Annotated in this window: 17 protein-coding genes; 14 read left to right on the top strand and 3 right to left on the bottom strand. The window is 47.6% G+C overall.

Annotated features, from left to right (window positions below; genetic code table 11):
- The first annotated feature begins 39 nt into the window (after nt 1-39).
- The 5 genes from GCU39_RS08690 (at nt 40) to GCU39_RS08670 (ending at nt 5,182) form a co-directional block, all read left to right on the top strand.
- A complete protein-coding gene (locus tag GCU39_RS08690; protein WP_152393151.1) occupies nt 40-1,116 on the top strand; it encodes an LLM class flavin-dependent oxidoreductase in 1,077 nt (358 codons plus the stop codon).
- Nucleotides 1,117-1,161: 45 nt separating this feature from the next.
- Complete coding sequence (locus GCU39_RS08685) at nt 1,162-2,100, top strand: alpha/beta hydrolase (protein ID WP_152393150.1); 939 nt, start codon at nt 1,162-1,164, stop codon at nt 2,098-2,100.
- A gap of 170 nt (nt 2,101-2,270) precedes the next feature.
- Nucleotides 2,271-2,786 carry a GyrI-like domain-containing protein gene (locus tag GCU39_RS08680; protein ID WP_193726831.1) on the top strand — a complete coding sequence of 172 codons (516 nt, stop codon included), beginning with the start codon at nt 2,271-2,273 and terminating at the stop codon, nt 2,784-2,786.
- A gap of 63 nt (nt 2,787-2,849) precedes the next feature.
- Nucleotides 2,850-4,049: a macrolide family glycosyltransferase gene (locus GCU39_RS08675; protein WP_152393148.1), complete on the top strand. Its 1,200-nt coding sequence runs from the start codon at nt 2,850-2,852 to the stop codon at nt 4,047-4,049.
- 221 nt (nt 4,050-4,270) lie between these two features.
- Nucleotides 4,271-5,182 (top strand): SDR family oxidoreductase, encoded by a 912-nt coding sequence (locus GCU39_RS08670; protein WP_152393147.1) that lies wholly within the window; start codon nt 4,271-4,273, stop codon nt 5,180-5,182.
- Between the two features lie 171 nt (nt 5,183-5,353).
- Here GCU39_RS08670 and ahlS read toward each other — a convergent pair whose 3' ends face one another.
- A complete protein-coding gene (gene ahlS / locus GCU39_RS08665) occupies nt 5,354-6,202 on the bottom strand; it encodes an AhlS family quorum-quenching N-acyl homoserine lactonase (protein ID WP_152393146.1) in 849 nt (282 codons plus the stop codon).
- 131 nt (nt 6,203-6,333) lie between these two features.
- Between ahlS and GCU39_RS08660 the strand changes: the two genes are divergently transcribed.
- From GCU39_RS08660 to GCU39_RS08625, 8 genes are all read left to right on the top strand, one after another.
- Entirely contained in the window at nt 6,334-6,717 is a 384-nt protein-coding gene (locus GCU39_RS08660) for a winged helix-turn-helix transcriptional regulator (protein WP_227793497.1), read from the top strand.
- A 161-nt stretch (nt 6,718-6,878) separates the two neighbouring features.
- The gene (locus GCU39_RS08655; protein WP_152393145.1) at nt 6,879-7,946 is read left to right on the top strand and encodes a methionine ABC transporter ATP-binding protein; all 1,068 of its coding nucleotides are present in this window, start codon (nt 6,879-6,881) and stop codon (nt 7,944-7,946) included.
- Nucleotides 7,947-8,008: 62 nt separating this feature from the next.
- Nucleotides 8,009-8,623 (top strand): methionine ABC transporter permease, encoded by a 615-nt coding sequence (locus tag GCU39_RS08650; RefSeq protein ID WP_227793496.1) that lies wholly within the window; start codon nt 8,009-8,011, stop codon nt 8,621-8,623.
- 91 nt (nt 8,624-8,714) lie between these two features.
- Nucleotides 8,715-9,176: an S-ribosylhomocysteine lyase gene (locus tag GCU39_RS08645; protein WP_152393143.1), complete on the top strand. Its 462-nt coding sequence runs from the start codon at nt 8,715-8,717 to the stop codon at nt 9,174-9,176.
- Nucleotides 9,177-9,182: 6 nt separating this feature from the next.
- The gene (locus GCU39_RS08640; RefSeq protein ID WP_152393142.1) at nt 9,183-9,953 is read left to right on the top strand and encodes an SDR family NAD(P)-dependent oxidoreductase; all 771 of its coding nucleotides are present in this window, start codon (nt 9,183-9,185) and stop codon (nt 9,951-9,953) included.
- Between the two features lie 41 nt (nt 9,954-9,994).
- A complete protein-coding gene (locus tag GCU39_RS08635; protein WP_407671653.1) occupies nt 9,995-10,840 on the top strand; it encodes a MetQ/NlpA family ABC transporter substrate-binding protein in 846 nt (281 codons plus the stop codon).
- A gap of 11 nt (nt 10,841-10,851) precedes the next feature.
- Nucleotides 10,852-11,571: a 5'-methylthioadenosine/adenosylhomocysteine nucleosidase gene (locus GCU39_RS08630; RefSeq protein WP_152393141.1), complete on the top strand. Its 720-nt coding sequence runs from the start codon at nt 10,852-10,854 to the stop codon at nt 11,569-11,571.
- Nucleotides 11,572-11,727: 156 nt separating this feature from the next.
- The gene (locus GCU39_RS08625; protein ID WP_152393140.1) at nt 11,728-12,204 is read left to right on the top strand and encodes a GNAT family N-acetyltransferase; all 477 of its coding nucleotides are present in this window, start codon (nt 11,728-11,730) and stop codon (nt 12,202-12,204) included.
- Nucleotides 12,205-12,221: 17 nt separating this feature from the next.
- Here the strand turns inward: GCU39_RS08625 and GCU39_RS08620 are convergent, their stop codons facing one another.
- Complete coding sequence (locus GCU39_RS08620) at nt 12,222-14,162, bottom strand: N-acetylmuramoyl-L-alanine amidase (protein ID WP_227793495.1); 1,941 nt, start codon at nt 14,160-14,162, stop codon at nt 12,222-12,224.
- Between the two features lie 199 nt (nt 14,163-14,361).
- Nucleotides 14,362-15,372 carry an alpha/beta fold hydrolase gene (locus GCU39_RS08615; RefSeq protein ID WP_152393139.1) on the bottom strand — a complete coding sequence of 337 codons (1,011 nt, stop codon included), beginning with the start codon at nt 15,370-15,372 and terminating at the stop codon, nt 14,362-14,364.
- A 132-nt stretch (nt 15,373-15,504) separates the two neighbouring features.
- Between GCU39_RS08615 and GCU39_RS08610 the strand changes: the two genes are divergently transcribed.
- On the top strand, nt 15,505-16,392 hold the full coding sequence (locus GCU39_RS08610; protein WP_152393138.1) for a LysR family transcriptional regulator: 888 nt from the start codon (nt 15,505-15,507) through the stop codon (nt 16,390-16,392).
- Nucleotides 16,393-16,412: the final 20 nt, after the last annotated feature.

The following is a 16,412-nucleotide window of genomic DNA, read 5'->3' as shown; positions in this document are numbered from 1 at the left end:
TTCCGTCTTATATTGATATTGAAAAAGGAGAGATAGATTGTGGAAATAGGTATAACTTCGTTTGTAGAAACCAAACCAGATGTTCATACAGGAGAAGTGATCAGTCATGCGCAGCGTCTCCGTGAAGTTGTCGAAGAAATTGTCCTTGCTGATCAGGTAGGGCTTGATGTGTTTGGGGTTGGCGAACATCATCGGGCGGATTACGCTGCATCCTCACCGGCCGTTGTACTGGCTGCAGCTGCAGCACAGACCAGACAGATAAGACTAACCAGCGCCGTGACGGTGCTCTCTTCCCTTGATCCTGTTCGGGTGTTCCAAGATTTCGCAACGCTTGATGGCATATCGAATGGACGAGCAGAGATTATGGCGGGCCGGGGATCTTTTATCGAATCGTTTCCTTTGTTTGGCTATGATTTGAATGATTATGCCGAGTTGTATGAAGAGCATTTAGAATTGCTCCTGAAAATACGAGCGTCTGAGAAGGTTACCTGGAAGGGAGGACATCGGCCATCGATTAACAATTTGGGCGTGTATCCACGTCCTGTTCAGGATTCCATACCGATCTGGGTCGGCAGCGGCGGCAGACAGGAGTCGGCTATTCGTGCAGGTCTATTAGGACTGCCTCTTATGCTGGCGATCATCGGTGGGAGTCCGACAGATTTTGCCCCACTCGTACAACTGTATCAAAAAGCAGCTGCGCATGCCGGACATGACGCATCACGGCTTAAGGTCGGCTCGCACTCCATTGGGTTCGTCGGCGAGAATACGGAAGCAGCAGCAGATACATTTTTCCCTTCTACCATGGCAGGAATGAATAGATTAGGCAAAGAGCGTGGGTGGGGGCATTACGATCGCTCAAGCTACGATGCCGCGCGCAGTTTTGAAGGCGCACTGTATGTTGGAGATCCGGATATTGTTGCTCAAAAGATTATTCACCTCCGCAAACACGTAGGCGTGACACGCTTTATGTTATATGTGCCGTTAAGTACGATGCCGCATGACCAAGTGATGAGAGCTATCGAGTTGTTAGGTACGGAGGTTGCACCGCGGGTTCGAGAAGAGGTAACCAAGTGGGAAGCTGAACAGGGACTAGACCATGATTCCATTGGAATTTAATACATCAATATCAACATAAGAACACTTCAGATGAGGAGAATTTACATGGACTATCTAAGCAGGGTATTGCCGGAATTAAGAGGAACATTAGAACAATTTCCAGGTTTTGAGCTCAAGGCGAATTTAGAAGGGAGCCGGAGCCTGCTATCGACTCCACCAATTGTAAAATCGGAGCATGTTCGTACGACAAGCCGCATGATTCCGGGAGCAGCGGGCGCGATGCTGGCCAAAATCTACGAACCAGCCGAACGAACGGCCGCGAAGCTACCAGCTATGCTGTGGATTCACGGCGGAGGTTATGTGCTCGGGCACCCAGATATGGATGATGCACTGTGCGAACGCTTCGTACAGGCGGCTAGATGTGTTGTCGTATCCGTCGATTACCGACTTGCACCCGAGCATCCGTATCCTGCTGCCATCCATGATTGTTATGCTGGCCTGACCTGGATGACGAATGAAGCTGAGTTATTAGGAATTGATGTGGAACGGGTTGCGATTGCCGGTGCAAGTGGAGGAGGCGGGCTGACCGCAGCACTTGCTTTAATGGCTCGCGACAAAGGCGGTCCTGCCGTTACCTTCCAAATGCCGCTATATCCGATGATCGACAATCGGAACAGGACAGCATCGAGCCATGAGATTACAACCACGCCTGCAACTTGGAACCGATCGAATAATTTGGAAGCATGGCACATGTACCTGGGTGAGGATGTCGACGCACACGAGGTATCCCCTTATGCAGTCCCCTTAAGAGCAGAAAGCTTGGAGGGGCTGCCGCCTATATATACATGCATTGGTCAGCTCGATCTATTCCGAGATGAGACGCTCGAATATGTGACGAGGCTTGCCGAAGCAGGTGTAGATGTCGAATTCCATCTTTATCCCGGATCCTATCATTGCTTTGAGGTGTTCGTTCCGGAAGCGGAAGTCAGCCAACGCGCCAGCCAGAACTATATCGACGCAATGGCAAGAGCGCTTAATCCCTAAACCACGTTAAATTACAAAAATGGAGTGCTGATCCCGGAAGGGAAGAGCAGCTCCATTTTTTTGTAGACTTCATCTACTGGTAGAGGATTTATCTGGAAATTATCGAATAAGATTCATAGGATATCGACAACATGGTTAATCATGAATCTGATAATAGAGGAGTGGGTATTTTGCAGGAGACGATTGCGATTGATTTGGTAGAAGTAGCGCCATTCAAGGCATTGGCAGTAAGTACGGAGATGACACCCGATAAGAGTGGGACACGGCTGGCGTGGAGCAAGCTTACAGCGCAGGTTCCTCTAGACGATGCGCGACTCGCCGACGGGCCTTCAGCCTATGTGTTCATTCCGCAGGAACAATGGAGTATGGAAATCGATAAGCTTTGGGTTGGATTAGCGGTTCGTGAGTTTGGGGATGTACCGCAGGGCATCGAAACGTTGGAGATAAGTGGGGGACTCTGTGTAAGCGCCCGAGTGAATGGGGATGAAGCTCATATGTGGCGCGTATATGATGCGATCTTTGCATGGATCGAACAGTCTCCCGATTATGAAATCGATCGGCGGGAAGGTGTACTCGGGATGGAGACAGTTCCGTTTGAACCGATGAATGCGCTCACGATCCCCTATGCTGAAATTGAAACATTCAACTTTACAATGCTATATCCGGTATGCAAGAAGTCGTCTTAGCATTCAACCAGAGAACAATGTTATAATTCGAGGATCTAGAATTGTATCGAAGGAGCGTTAAGCATGGCGCGTGTGTTATTTATAAATGGTGGGTCAGAGGGGCATATCAATCCAACGATCGGCGTAGTGCAAGAGCTTATTTCGCGCGGCGAAGAAGTGGTATATTTTTGCATCGAGGCATATCGGGAACGGATAGAGAAGACGGGAGCGATCGTACGGACATTTGACGATCAGAAGTTTATTCGAGCCTTTATCTCCGGTGGAAGGCATTATTTACTTGAGAGAATCAACGGTCTATTGCTGACGTCAGATGTTGTCATACCTAACGTGCTCGAACAGATCGAAGGTGAAAAGTTTGATTACATCATCCATGATTCCATGTTCGGCTGTGGACGTATACTCGCTCAAATACTGAAGCTTCCATCGATCAGCTCTTGTACTTCTTTTGCGCAGTCAATCGAATCATTCGAAGCTATGATAGAAGACTTCTTCACAGAAGTCCCTGCAGAAATCGTGAGACCGATCCAAGACAAATATGTAAGCTTAACAGCAATGGTGAAGGAACGTTATGATGTGGAGGTCCATTCTCCATATGAAATCTTCTGTAATCCAGCACCGCTGACGATCGTCTACACGACAAGAGAATTTCAACCTGATGGAGACGCATTCGATTCATCATTTCAATTCGTAGGTCCGTCTCTCACGTCCCGCGTCACACATAACAACCTCAACTTTACTGAAATCAAAGGGAAGAGTCCCATTTACATTTCACTGGGTACAGTCTTTAATCAAGCCGTTGATTTCTATCGGCTATGTTTTGAGGCACTCGGGAGCACGGATCATACAGTCATCATGTCGATTGGGTACAAAGCGCAAGTCTCCGATCTAGGAGCGATTCCTGATAACTTCATCGTACAAAGTTATGTTCCACAGACGGATGTCCTGCAATATACGAAGTTATTTATTACTCATGGCGGTATGAATAGCACCCATGAAGGGCTCTATTACGGGGTTCCGCTCATCGTCATTCCACAAAGCGCAGATCAGCCGATCATTGCGGAGCAAGTCGCCAAGGTCGGAGCGGGCGTGTCGTTACAAATGCAGAGTTTGACTGCAGACCAACTTCATGAAGCCGTGGGACATGTGTTAAGTCACCCATCTTTCAAGAACGCAGCTTCCACGATGGGGGAATCCTTCCGCCAATCAGGTGGGTACCATCAAGCGGTTGATAAGATTTTCGAATTTACATATCAGGTTCGTTAACACGAGATTCAACGATCGAGTCAACGTTTGTTGAGTTAACACAGCGGCAGCCAAGGATGAAGATCCACGGCTGCCGTTGTTGCTATGTCTGCTGCAAACGCGGGGCATACGGACTTCGTAAAAATTAGCAATGGAAACGGCCTTGTATATTTCCAATATGACATAAGATGACATATATATATTCTACAATAGAAGATGTAATAAGAAAGGAGTGGTCGATCATGAAACCTTTACATGGAAAAGTCGCTTTAGTGGCAGGGGCAACACGTGGAGCTGGTCGTGGCATCGCAATCGAATTAGGAGCAGCGGGGGCAACCGTATATGTGACAGGTCGCACAACGCGATCACAGCGCTCTGAATACAATCGACCTGAGACGATCGAAGAGACGGCTGAACTTGTGAATCAAGCGGGAGGCCAAGGGATTGCCGTTCAAGTGGACCATTTGGAGCCCGAACAGGTACAGGCACTTATCGCACGCATTGCGCATGAACAGGGGAGACTAGACATTCTTGTCAATGATGTGTGGGGAGGCGAACATTTGATTCAATGGCATGTGCCCGTGTGGGAGCAGTCCCTTGAACAGGGATTTCGCATGCTTCGGCTGGCGATTGACACGCATATTATGACTAGTCATTTCGCACTGCCGTTGTTAATTCAGAACAAGGGCGGCTTACACATTGAGATCACGGACGGTACGGCAGCTTACAATGACCAGAACTACAGATTATCGCTATTCTATGATCTTGCCAAGACATCCGTCATTCGCATGGCAAAGTCATTAGCGCACGAACTTGCACCTCATCATTGTACCGCTGTCGCTGTAACCCCAGGCTGGTTGCGATCTGAGCTCATGCTTGATCACTTTGGCGTGAAGGAGGAGAATTGGCGGGATGCCACCGAGCAGGAACCACATTTCATCATTTCGGAATCGCCTCATTATGTTGGGCGTGCCATCGCAGCATTAGCTGGCGATCCAGACGCTGCACGTTGGAACGGTCAGTCAGTATCTAGCGGCGAACTAGCAAAAGTATATGACTTTTACGATCTTGACGGTTCGCAGCCTGACTGCTGGCGATATCTCGTCGAAGTCCAGGATGCTGGTAAACCGGCGAATGCTACGGGGTATCGTTAAGCAGTAACCCAATTGGGCGACGATCACAATTTTACTAGAACCAAGTCCAATTCTGAGGTACTCGATAGCAGGCTCATGCATTAGGCATGAGCCTGTATCTTTTTCTCGAGCGAGGACTGACGATTTCGATCAATGATACCAGCAAATTAAAATTTCAGATAATCGAATGACTCATTCGTAATAGCCTTCGGTTGATTTGCGGAATAGAGCGAATTGATCGGCGTCATGCCCAAACCACACTTGAGATGCTGTACGGGCAGCGATCGCTCGAATTTTCTCAACGGTATGCCGATAGCCAACTGAATCATATAGGATACCCGGCGGTTTTACTGGTGGTCCGTAACTTTCTGCCGTATAGATGGTATCGGAAGCAAGGATGATCCCACCTGTCTCCGGCATTTCAATATGCAGTCCTAACATGCCCCACGCATGGCCGCTGCCACAGTTAATAATCTTGATGCCTTCAGCTAACTGTAGGTTATCTTCATCACGTTTGACAGTTCGCCACTGTAAGTTGTTTTTGATCCAAGCATCGATATCTGCCCAGACGTATGCTCCTTCTTTTTCATTCCGAGCATAGCTTTGCAATGTGCCGTTCAGCTCATCTTCATGGACGATAATCGTAGCGTTCGTGAACATCTCCAAGCACCCCGCATGGTCCAGATGCAAATGAGAGGCAACGACGAATTTGATCTCCTCAGGTCTGACATGGAGCTGCTCCAGACGATTGTGTAGATAACATTCCTCACTTGCTATCCATGGGAAAGCCTGTTGCGTGTACTCTGACCAGCGTCCTTCGCTACCCATGGCGTTCGGGTTGCATGCAGTATCGAACAGTATTTTCCCTTCAGGATGATCGATAAGTACCGTATAGATCGGGAATTCCACGAACTGTGTAGGTGCATGAGGGTTGTTGATCGTTGCGGGATTATGCATGGCGATCAACCAGTTCTTGTCCATTCGCATTCGACCATTATCAATCACGTATAGCTTAGGGCGGGCTTTAATAATATTCGACATGTTCATTTCCTCCTATGATTAGTGAATCTTGCATCACTGGTATAGACATACAATAATTCACATACTAAAATAATGTAAGTAGGCACTTTAAGGTGTCCTGGGAACTTTGAAGTTCATAGGAGGGAGATCATTTGAATCATTCGGCAAAAACAAAACAACCCGACATCTCATTAGCGATATGCGGTTACAGCAGAGTTCTTGAGATTATTTCTGACAAATGGACGGCACTCATCATTTATGCATTGGAAAATGGAGGTGTTCGATACGGAGAAATAGAAAGAAGAATCGAGGGTATTTCGAAAAAAATGCTTACTCAAACGTTGCGCAAACTGGAATGGAATGGGCTTGTCCAGCGCCATATTACGCCAACTGTACCCCCAATGGTAGAATATTCGCTCACGTCTTTAGGGGGAAGTTTGCTACAGCCGATGAGAGAGCTACGACAGTGGGGGAGAGATAATTACTGGCATGTCGAGGAAGCAAGAGCTAATTATGAGGCGATGTCTGAAAAGTGAGAAATTCACTAGCTTTAGCTAACGATGATGACGGCAGGTCCAGTAGGATTTTGAACTAGAAAAAAATTTTAGTATCAATTCCGAGTATTCTGATGTACAATTACTGAAATGAATTATTTGGAGATTAGCGTACATAGAAGTTTTAGGAAGGGTTGGGCATCATGATATCTTTATCCAATATTCACGTTACATTTGAATCAAGCTCACAGCGGGTCACAGCTGTTCAGGATGTCAATCTGCAGGTTGATGCTGGCGATGTATATGGCATTGTAGGCTACAGCGGGGCTGGGAAGAGTACTTTGGTTCGCGTCATTAACTTGCTGCAGCGACCGACATCGGGAAGTGTGGAAGTGAACGGACAGGATTTGCTGTCCTTGAATTCCAAAGAATTGCGCGCGGCAAGGAAGAAGATCGGGATGATCTTCCAGCATTTTAACCTGATGAATTCCAGAACGATTTACGATAATGTGGATTACCCGCTGAAAAGCTCCAAACTTTCCAAACGCGAAAGAGCCCAGAAGGTCAATGATCTGCTCGAGCTCGTAGGTTTGTCGGATAAAAGGGATGCCTATCCCTCTCAATTATCAGGCGGGCAGAAGCAGCGGGTAGCGATTGCACGAGCACTCGCGAATGATCCGGAAATCCTATTATGCGATGAAGCAACGAGTGCGCTGGATCCCAAAACAACGCTATCGATCCTCAAACTGTTGAAGAAATTGAATCAAGACCTCGGTTTAACGATTGTGATCATTACGCATGAGATGCAAGTGGTCAAAGAAATCTGTAACAAGGTGGCCGTGATGGAAGCCGGTCGAGTCATCGAGCAAGGAGATATCGTCTCGATCTTCAGCAACCCGCAGAATGCGTTAACGCGTGATTTTATCAATACGGCGACGCATGTCGAGCAGACACTGGAGAAGTTGGCGCTGCATCCGTCACTCGTGCATCTGAAGGATAATGATATTTTGTGCAAGATTTCTTACATTGGCGATAGTACGAGCGAACCGGTCATATCGGCCCTTACTGCCCGCTACCGGGTAACGACCAACCTGTTATTCGCGAATGTAGAAATATTACAGCAGACGCCGATCGGCAACCTCATCGTTGTCATGTCAGGAGCGGCGAGCGATCTCGAGGCAGCATTGGAGTATTTGCAGTCGATTCAGGTGGCGGTTGAGATGATCGACTCACGATTTCTGCAGAACAGTAAAGTAGGTGAATCGGTATGAACGATTTTTTGATGAAATATTTCCCAAATATATGGAGTTTAAGGGAGGATATCCTCCTCAGCATGTATGAGACGATTTATATGGTCGTGGTGACCTCGTTATTCTCTGTGTTATTCGGCATCTTGATTGGCGTTACGCTCGTTGTTGTCGATAAAGGGGGTATTCTGGAGAACAGGCTGGTCTATAGCATCATGGAAAAAATCGTAAATCTGTTCCGCTCCATTCCATTCATCATTCTGATCGCTGTCGTCGTTCCGGTCACCCGTCTCATCGTCGGGACATCGATCGGTATGCATGCAGCAATCGTACCGCTCGTAATCGGCATTGTGCCTTTCTATGCAAGACAAATCCAAAATGCGTTGGTCGAAGTGGATCCAGGGATCATCGAAGCTGCGCAATCCATGGGTTCGGGGCCGATCGAGATTATATTTCGCGTCTATCTGAAGGAAGGCTTGGCTGGGATTATCCGTGCGTCTTCCGTTACGGTCATTAATCTGATCGGACTGACGACGATGGCTGGCGCCATTGGCTCCGGTGGGTTAGGGAGTCTGGCGATCAACAAGGGATATAATCGATTCCAGACGGATATTACGTTAGTCGCGACGATATTGATCCTCATTCTGGTATTCGTGTGCCAGTTCATCGGCGATTACTTCACGAAGAAGTCGACGCATTAAGAACAGATCTCTTATGGGTTTATACAGTATGCTGCCTCCGGGTACGTACTGAAATAAATATACAATACTACAGGAAAAGGACTGAAGTAACATGGCAAAAGTAGAAAGCTTCCAATTGGACCACACAATCGTAAAGGCTCCTTACGTCAGAGCGGCAGGGGTCGAGCACGACGTGAAAGGCAGCACCGTACAAAAATACGATCTTCGGTTCCTGCAACCGAATCAAGATGCGATTCCGACGGCAGCACTTCATACACTTGAACATCTGCTCGCTACATATATGAGAGATGAGATTCAAGGCATTATCGATATTTCACCAATGGGTTGCAGAACAGGATATTACCTGATTCTATGGAACGAACATAATCCGGAAGAGATCGCATCTGCGTTAGAAAGAACGCTGAAGCGCGTACTCGAGACGACGGAAGTTCCGGCAGTATCCGCATTAGAATGTGGCAACTACAAGGATCATTCGCTGTTCTCCGCCCAAGAATATGCGAAGATTGTCCTTGAGGCAGGCATCAGCAGAGATCCATTCAAGAGAGTATTGTAATTCACAATGATTACGCTGGATTTATCACATCTGACGGCGGTTGTAACGGGAGGCAATTCCGGCATCGGACAAGGTATCGTGCAAATATTGCTGCAGAGCGGGGCCAAGGTTATCTCTGCTGATCTCGCATATGCGGACGATTATAAAGATGTCGATGGGCGCTTGTTCGAATCTAGATTGGATCTGTCCCGATCCGAGGATATCGATCGTTGGTCAGATAAGGTGTTAGTAGAAGCAGGAGTTCCGGACATCGTTGTGAATTGTGCAGGGATTTCCACGATGGATTATGTCATTGACAGCAAGCTGGGAGATTGGGAGAAAGTCTTCGCGATTAACTCCACTGGGCTGTATCTGGTATCCAGAATATTCGCGAAGAAGATGGTCGAGGCCGGGAAGCCGGGCAGAATCATCCAAATGGCATCACAAGCCGGTAAGAACGGCTATCGGGCCATGGGCGGGTATTGCGCGTCCAAGCATGCCGTGCTCGGGTTAACGAAAGTGATGGCGATTGAACTGGCACCACATAACATTCTGGTCAATGCCGTATGTCCGGGGATCGTGGAGACGCCAATGAAGCATCGGGAGCGCATTGAAGGTGGACTTATCCGCGGGATGACTGCTGAGGAGATCTATGCAGAGGATTGTTCACAGGTTCCGCTCGGACGGACTGCAGAAGTGCAGGACGTAGCGAACGTTGTGTTATTCCTGGCGAGTCCATTATCTTCGTACATGACAGGGCAGGCCATTAATGTAACTGGCGGCATGACGATGCATTAGGGCACTGATATTTTTGAAGCAATCTAGGGGGGAGTAAGCATATGAATATCAAAAAATTATGGGGCGGCTTAGCGCTTGGATTGACATTGACTCTGGTGATGGCAGGCTGCGGCAGCAAATCAGGCGACGGAGAGAAAATTGTCATCGGTTCTATGGGCTCTGACGCTCAGATCTGGAAGCATATTGCGGAATCACAGGCTGCGAAGGATGCCAAGCTCACGATAGAAGTTAAGGAGATCGATGGCGGCGTCGTCATGAACAACGCGACCAAAGAGGGAGAAGTTGACGTGAACGCCTTCCAATCTTGGGGATACCTCGTCAGCTACAATAAAGAGAGCAATGCTAATCTTGTCGCTGTAGCGACGACATATCTTGAGCCGATGGGCATTTACTCCCAGAAGATCAAGAACATCAATGATGTCCCGGACGATGCGCTCGTTGCCTTGGCAGATAATCCGGCGAATACGGCCAGAGGATTGAAGCTATTGCAGGCCTCTGGACTTATTAAGCTGAAAGACGGGTTCAATGAAGGTACAGGGTCGGTGAACGATATCGCTGAGAATCCCAAAAATCTAAAATTCAAGTTGATCGACGATACGACCGGACCACGTGTCATTCAAGACGTGGATCTCGTATTAATCGGGAATACGATCGCGATGGAAGGCGGACTGAACGTTTTGAAGGACTCCTTGTTCCATGAGGAAGTATCGGTCGATACGAAGAGCAGCATCAACGTTCTCGTGACGAGTTCTGCTAAGAAGGACGATCCTGGTATTTTGAAATTAGGCGAATTGTACCACAACGAAGATACGCAAAAATACATCGAACAAGAATTCGGCGGCACGAAGGTGCCTGTCCATAAGCCGGTTTCGTTCCTGGAAGAGTAGAGAGGCAGATTATGAAAATTGCAATCATCACAGCGATGGAGGAGGAAATGGCTCCATTTCGCAGTGAATCACATATCACGTCAAGATCACAAGTGGGTAAGGTTATCGTCGAAGAAGCAATCTATCGGAATCAACCTCTGATTCTGGTAGAGAGCGGTATCGGCAAGGTGAATGCAGCCGTTGCGGTAACGCTTCTGATTGAACGGTATCAACCGGATCTAATCATCAATGCAGGTTCCTCAGGCGCATTCGCTGATGGATTGAAGATCGGCGATGTCGTCGTCGCTACACAGTACAGATATGGCGATGTGGATGCCACCTGCTTCGGATATGAGCATGGTCAGGTTCCGCAAATGCCCGCCAAATACGATCTGAACGATGCATGGCTGGATGTGGCAAGACAAACAGCTGCTTCGGCTGAAGAGCTGCCGTATGCGCTTGATTTCGGACTCGTACTGACGCTTGATTCGTTCATGAGCGAATCGGACCGCGTCGATTGGATTAAATCCATCTTCCCTGCCGTCAAAGTGTCGGATATGGAAGGATTGGCCATCGTGCAAGCTGCTGCCCAATACGGCATTCCGGTGCTAGCCGTCAAGGCCGTATCGGATATTACCGGACATGGTGGCGAGACCGCCGACAGCTTTGACAATAATCTCGATGATGTTGCGAAGCATGCGGCGCATTTTACGGAACTATTGGTTCAACAGATTCATTCGATCGCCGTGTAATGCACGTGATATAGCAAACCTACAAAAAGCAAGCGGAAAAGCCCGGATAGGGCACCCCGCTTGCTTTTTTATTTTATCAAGCAAAATATGGAAAAGTATGATATGATAGCTAGCCCACCGAAAATATGATTTTTCAAATCCAAGGAGGAGTTCCACATGATTACACTTAGAAAAATCACGTTAGAGAACCGACGCGCCATCTTTAATCTGGAAGTGACGGAGGATCAACGCCGGTTCGTTGCATCAAATCTATCAAGTGTGGCCTCATGTTATGTTCTTGCCACCAATGGAGGACACCCATTTCCGTTCGCCATTTACGCGGATGAGGAGCCAGTTGGATTCGTCATGATTACGTATCAAATTACCGGTTATGATCTGCCGGCTATCGCTGACGACAGTTATTGTATCTTGCGTCTGATGATTGATCACCGTTATCAGAACCGCGGCTATGGCCGGGAAGCGATGGAAAAAATCATGGCGTTCATTCGCACGCGTCCAGCGGGACCTGCTCGTTATTGCTGGATCAGTTACAAGGATGAGAATGTCCATGCCAAAAAGCTTTATGAAAGTTTCGGCTTCCGTGACAGCGGCGAAGTTTTGCATGGCGAGAAAATCACGATGTTAGAGTTATAACAAAAGGCTCAAACCGTTCATTCGTCCTGTTCATCTTCGGTCATTGACTGAAAGCGCACCTTCTCAACATCGGAGACTCTTACAAAGGCGAATCGATGGTTGAAGAAGATTCGATAGAATTCATCGTTCCCCTTGATCTCTTTGCTGGTCATATATGGATCATTCGTGAATACCGGGGCATCGTAATAATCCCCTTTCATTTTATCCACGGCAACATAAGACTGGCCTTCTGAAATCGTGTATTGCAGCGGTACGAGCACATTCGGCGTCACGTCCGCAGGATAAGCCGATGCTTCCGGGTAGGCAGCACCATAGACCGCAATGGAGACGCTCCCGGTTTTCGGCGTGATGAGTGTACCCTTGCCATTAACCGCATTTTTTCCATGCGGGTTATAGAACCAAGCCTTTTGCCCCCCGAACCAGATGGCGGTCCAGTCTCCCGATTTGTCCGCAAGCGCGAAGGTCTGCCCCACGGAAGCTTTGGCACCGACGCTGAATCCGTCTTTCTTATTCTGATGCGTTAGAGCAGGATCATCAATCAGCTCAGCGTTGAAGTCAGGCGCTTGGTATAAATACAGGAAGTTAGACGGCTGGGCAGGCGCATCATTGATCTCTGGCTGATTCGTCTTGAAGTCAGGTTTAATGACCACGATATCTTTGTTTCCATGTTTGGCCCGTATTGGTGCACCCACCAAGTCCATGTAATGCTCCCAATCCCAGAAAGGACCTGGATCCTGATGCATGACCTTCTGACGTGCCGGGGTCAGACCCGGTATTTCATTGTGCCCGATAATATGGGCACGGTCGAGCGGGATATCGTATTTGTCCCCAAGATAACGAACCAATGCAGCAGACGAACGATAGAGCCTTTCCGTGAACCAAGTTGCGCCTTCCATAGCAAAACCTTCATGCTCAATACCAATAGAGTGCATATTAAAATACCAGTTGCCCGCATGCCATGCGACATTCTTGTTCTTGACCATTTGCGCAATCAGTCCATCGGATGAACGGATGACATAGTGTGCGCTGACACTCGAACTCGGATTCGTAAAAATATTAATCGTATCTTGATAGGTTTCTTCGGTATCATGAATCACGATATAACGGATATCTGGACCAAATCGAGGCCGATCGGCCAGATCGTAATTGGAGTAGTCCCACGGATCGTTGCCATTTTGCTGATAGGCTGCAGGAATAAATCTGCAATGGAGGTTACGTGGACACTCGACGTCTCCCGGCTTAGATGGGCGTGAATGCTTAGTATGATAGGTATCAATATTCGGCTGCACTGCCTTGGATGGTAGACTGAGCTGTTGTCCTTCCGAATTCTGTTGTGTCATTCCCTGCTGGATTGTATCAAAAACATCGTCGGCAAACGCCATGGCAGCCTCTGAATTAGTAGAGCCACTATACTCCGCAACAACACCATACCAATCGGATTCGGATGCCGGAAGCTCACCCCGCGTTTCTCTCGCGTACTTCGCGAGAAGTGCAGCTCCCCCTCGAATATTGCTCGCTGGGTCTTGCTTCAATATGTCCGGATCGACATTCAATAGCTGCGCAGCCTCGGACAGTGTATGCAGGCTCGGATCGTCCGTGAGCGCTGATGGCGTAACTCCGTCATCGATGCCCTTACCATGTTCGTGACCCGATTGTATATATTCGGTCAAATGCATAACACCATATCCCCCGGACGTGCTGGGCTGTCCTTGATGATGCTCCCACCTGGATAAGTTGTAGGAGACAGACATCAGTATACTCACAGGCACACCGAATTCCTTCGCCGCGGATTCGAAAGCGGCCTGCAACGATTTCGTCTTGTCTTGCTCCGCATAGACAGTTGTCGCGGACTTGAATGGAACAGGGACGCCTGGCATGACGCCAGCAGTCAACAGTGAAGCGATTGCAAGAGCGAGTGACAGCTTTTTCCATTGGAACGTTCGAACTAATCTCAACATTTTTCCCTCCCGAATCGTAATTAAAATCGAATGACACATGATCAAACTTCACGTTTAATATATTTTTGTGAAATTAAAACATGAACAAAATTTTATAATTCGAAATATTATTTCAGGAAATGAGAAGCTTGTTAGACGAAGAAGCTATGATTAGTGCGAAATTGATGAGTATCGCTTTATCAATCCGATTTGTGAGCTTTCATACAAGCAAGAAATTCTTTAGTTTTTTATCAATAGATTTAGAATCTGGTTCATGCTGACCGATGCCCGCACAATGCCCCCACTTTGATTCTATCGGATGGAAGAGCGCACATGGCATATGTTGTACCTCATAGTGGTTATCTTGGGGAGGAAAGAAAAGGTCCGTACTTCCTGGCATGACCAGTGCCCTTGCGGTAATCTTGCTTAACGCAAGTTCAAAGTCACCGCCATACATCGGATTGGCGCTAATGTCACTGGTAATTCCGGTATTCAGCATGGTAATCAGGTCATTGGCGTCAAATGTTAAAAACACTTGATCCCAGTAATCTACGAGATAGTCATCTAGGTTGCTATAGCCCTCTTGTTGATAGAGCTTCTCCGAATAAAAGGCTTGAGAGAATCCCCAAGGCGCATAGACGCGACCCATAGCTGACAATCCCGCTGTCGGCTGCCGTGTATAAAAGCCATTATTCCAGGAAGCATCGGCCTGTAAAGCAGCGATCATTCCTTCAAATACGACCTTAGCATGCGGCCGGGTCTTGGCCGTCCCTCCGAATGGAGCAATTCTCTCTACCATATCTGGATAACTTGCTCCCCACTGAAAGGTCTGAACAGCCCCCAATGACCAGCCTACGACGAGTGCGATTTTCGTAATGCCGAACTTCTCGGTAACCAGTTGATGCTGCAGCCGCACATTATCATGAATGGTAACCCGTGGGAAATTAGCTTGATGATATGGCGGGGGCGTATTGCTAGGCGAGGAGGATAATCCATTGCCCAACATATTCGGGACGATAATAAAGTATTTCTCCGGATCCAATGCTTTACCGGGCCCAATTAACCACTCATTATCGGTATGCAGACCTGCGAACCAGGTAGGGTAGACGATCACATTCGTCTTCTCGGCATTTATCGTGCCGTAGGTTTTGTATGCGAGAACAACTTTGGGCAGTGTGTGACCGGATTGCAGCGTAACGTCCTCTAGTTCATAAATGTCATAATCTCTCATGTGAAAATCTCCTTTCATAGCTAAAGATGAATTATCTTCCTTGTCACCACTCTAAGATGATGTTACTGTTAAGTCAAAGAAACGTTTATGAATAAAACGTTCATTTTTTTTGAATTAAGGATGGGATGATATATGGATTTTCGGCAGCTTAAGACTTTTCATACGCTTGCTTCTACACTCAATTTCAGCCGCACTGCAGAAGTGCAGAACTATGTCCCATCAACGGTCACGATGCAGATGAAATCATTGGAGGAAGAACTGGGTGTCAAGCTGGTAGACAGATTGGGTAAAAAAGTGATTCTGACCGAGCCGGGAAGAAGTTTTCTGCGCTATGTAGACAACATTTTACGTGAGCTTGAAGAAGCACAGCATGTCGTTAAGCAATCCGGTGAGGTGTCAGGGACGGTGGTCATAAGTGCAGATGAAACGTTGTGCACATACCGGCTACCGACTTTACTACGCTGCTTCCGCTTACGTTATCCTGGGATTCGGATGCTATTTCGACCGCTCACTTATCCGAGTCTCAAACAGAGTTTACGGAATGGGGACGCGGACATTATATTTATGCTGGATGAGATCAAGGGGGAGCCAGGATTTCGCGGAGAAAAATTGTTGGCTGAACCTTTTTATGTATTAGCAGCGCCTGATCATCCTTTGGCTGCTCGTACAGCGGTGTCCATTGAAGATTTTAACGGTGAGACCTTTTTATTGACAGAGCAAGGCTGCTCCTATCGCAAGTTCTTCGAGCGTAGTCTCTTACAGAAGGGCATGCGGAGAATAACTGAATTGGAGTTCAATAGCGCTGAAGCTATTAAACAATGCGCAAAAATCGGAATGGGGATCGCTATTTTGCCTGAAATGGCTGTGACCGCAGAAATGAATCGGGGAGAACTGGTTCCGTTGGCGTGGGACTTGACCGCCACATCCTTTGCAACTCAAATGTTTTGGCATGAAGAGAAGTGGATCACGCCAGCGATTGATTCCTTTTTGCAATTGACCCGGGAAACATTCAGTAAATAACAGAAAAGAAGCCGATGTTC

It is taken from the genome of Paenibacillus guangzhouensis, assembly GCF_009363075.1.
In the GTDB taxonomy this organism is placed as follows: Bacteria; Bacillota; Bacilli; order Paenibacillales; family Paenibacillaceae; genus Paenibacillus_K; species Paenibacillus_K guangzhouensis.
Note: the sequence above shows the minus strand (reverse complement) of the source record. Positions and strands in the feature narration are given on the sequence as shown.

Excerpts from the sequence above, each read along its gene's own strand:
- GCU39_RS08610 (WP_152393138.1), top strand. The coding sequence starts at position 15,505 with ATGGATTTTCGGCAGCTTAAGACTTTTCATACGCTTGCTTCTACACTC.
- GCU39_RS08670 (WP_152393147.1), top strand. The coding sequence starts at position 4,271 with ATGAAACCTTTACATGGAAAAGTCGCTTTAGTGGCAGGGGCAACACGT.
- GCU39_RS08620 (WP_227793495.1), bottom strand. The coding sequence starts at position 14,162 with ATGTTGAGATTAGTTCGAACGTTCCAATGGAAAAAGCTGTCACTCGCT.
- GCU39_RS08635 (WP_407671653.1), top strand. The coding sequence starts at position 9,995 with ATGAATATCAAAAAATTATGGGGCGGCTTAGCGCTTGGATTGACATTG.
- GCU39_RS08645 (WP_152393143.1), top strand. The coding sequence starts at position 8,715 with ATGGCAAAAGTAGAAAGCTTCCAATTGGACCACACAATCGTAAAGGCT.
- GCU39_RS08615 (WP_152393139.1), bottom strand. The coding sequence starts at position 15,372 with ATGAGAGATTATGACATTTATGAACTAGAGGACGTTACGCTGCAATCC.
- GCU39_RS08655 (WP_152393145.1), top strand. The coding sequence starts at position 6,879 with ATGATATCTTTATCCAATATTCACGTTACATTTGAATCAAGCTCACAG.
- GCU39_RS08650 (WP_227793496.1), top strand. The coding sequence starts at position 8,009 with ATGTATGAGACGATTTATATGGTCGTGGTGACCTCGTTATTCTCTGTG.
- GCU39_RS08675 (WP_152393148.1), top strand. The coding sequence starts at position 2,850 with ATGGCGCGTGTGTTATTTATAAATGGTGGGTCAGAGGGGCATATCAAT.
- GCU39_RS08625 (WP_152393140.1), top strand. The coding sequence starts at position 11,728 with ATGATTACACTTAGAAAAATCACGTTAGAGAACCGACGCGCCATCTTT.
- ahlS (WP_152393146.1), bottom strand. The coding sequence starts at position 6,202 with ATGTCGAATATTATTAAAGCCCGCCCTAAGCTATACGTGATTGATAAT.
- GCU39_RS08685 (WP_152393150.1), top strand. The coding sequence starts at position 1,162 with ATGGACTATCTAAGCAGGGTATTGCCGGAATTAAGAGGAACATTAGAA.
- GCU39_RS08630 (WP_152393141.1), top strand. The coding sequence starts at position 10,852 with ATGAAAATTGCAATCATCACAGCGATGGAGGAGGAAATGGCTCCATTT.
- GCU39_RS08640 (WP_152393142.1), top strand. The coding sequence starts at position 9,183 with ATGATTACGCTGGATTTATCACATCTGACGGCGGTTGTAACGGGAGGC.